General features: G+C 38.8%; 1 protein-coding gene. It reads left to right on the forward strand.

Annotation, left to right across the window (positions count from 1 at the left end):
- Positions 1-131 precede the first annotated feature (131 nt).
- On the forward strand, positions 132-1472 hold the full coding sequence (locus RB622_RS30060) for a transposase (RefSeq protein WP_308050541.1): 1341 nt from the start codon (positions 132-134) through the stop codon (positions 1470-1472).
- Positions 1473-1680 lie beyond the last annotated feature (208 nt).

Below are 1680 nucleotides of genomic sequence, written 5' to 3' on the forward strand. Positions count from 1 at the left end.
GGGTGTCCAAACCACGGGTAACTATTTGACTTTTAGTTTTTTGTAACAAAAATTAACCCCGAAAATGTCCATTGCTGAGATATTTCGGGGTTTTTGTTTATCTTAAGGTTACCAAGCTTTAACATAAACATATGCAAATTACACTTTTTCCTATTGATTTTCATTACACTTCAAAATGGTACATTTTTAAGGAATCGGAGCTGGGGAAGATCCATGATTCTATCAATTGGGAAGGTTTGTCCGAGTTATTGCCGGAGAAAAGGACTTTGCGCGGCTCACCACCTTGGTTGGCCTCAAAAGGGTTATTTGGTCTCATGTTTCTTAAACATTACACTGGTCTTAGCGATGAAAAACTTGTGGAGCGCTTTAACACAGATTGGGCTATGCAACTGTTCTGTGGTATATTATTAGCTGAAAATGAATTGATTAAGGATAATTCATTTGTCTCCAGAATACGATCTTATTTGGCGAAGTATGTGAGTGTGGAGCAAATGCAGCAAAAAATGTTGGAAAAGTGGAAACAAAATCTTGAGAATAGTCATGTGATGCTTGCTGACGCGACGGCTTACGAAAGCTATATTCGGTATCCTACCGATGTAAAGTTGCTGTGGGAGTGTTGTTTATGGCTGTGGGATAAAACCATTCCGGATATTTGCAAGGGTTTTAAACTCAAAATTCCACGGTCCAAGTTTGAACAGCAAAAGAAAAAGTACCTAATATACAGCAAGTTAAAAAGAAAGGCTCGTCGCAAAACAAAAACTCGAAAACGCTCTCTTTTACATCTGGTTGATAAAGGGTTGGAAAGCGTGCAACAACTTTTGAATCAGACACAAGGCGGCAAGTTATCAACATTGGATTATGCACGGATACGTACCATTAAGCGGATTTTAAAGCAACAGCGGCAACTATTTAACTACCCAGGCATAAAGATTAAAGATCGGATTGTTTCGCTGGCTAAGCCATATGTAAGGCCAATCAAGAGAGGAAAAGAGAATAGAGATGTGGAATTTGGTATGAAAGTTCACATGAATCAGGTAGATGGCATCAATGTGATCGAATATGCCAGTTTTAATAATTTCAATGAATGTAAGCGACTAAAAATAAGTATATTAAAGCATAAAAAGCAATTTGGGGAATGCACTCATATCTCGGCAGACAGAATCTATCCAACTAACGAAAACAGACGTTTTTGTACAAGCCGCAAAATCACTACAAATTTTGACAAAAAGGGGCCAAAAAAGCAGGATAAGCAAACAAAACATATAAAGGGGATTCTTAACAAAGCTAGAAGTTCGTCAATGGAGGGGAGCTTTGGTAACGAGAAAAACCACTATCTACTCCGAAAAGTTAAGGCCAGAAGTAAAGAAACTGAAATGATATGGCTATTCTTTGGTGTATTCACTGCTAACGCCGTTAAAATGGCCAAAAAACCTCGGACACTACAAAGTCTCCTCCAAAAGCACGCAGCCTAATTCTGGATAGCGCAAACGAAAAATCGAACCTTGCCAGTTTGATGGATAGTTATGTCTTTTTAATTCTCAAACCGCCGCAATAGGTCATATTAAGTCGACACAATTGTACTTTCCCGATACGCCGCACCCAATCGTAAATTAAAACTCCCCAATCCAATCCTGGAAATATGAGCCAAGGAGATCGATTGGAGAATTTTCAAGGAAGGCC

Origin of the sequence: Dyadobacter sp. LHD-138, from assembly GCF_030929615.1 — a bacterium.
Taxonomy (GTDB): Bacteria; Bacteroidota; Bacteroidia; order Cytophagales; family Spirosomataceae; genus Dyadobacter.

Coding starts and splice junctions, on each gene's coding strand:
- RB622_RS30060 (WP_308050541.1), top strand. CDS start 132: ATGCAAATTACACTTTTTCCTATTGATTTTCATTACACTTCAAAATGG.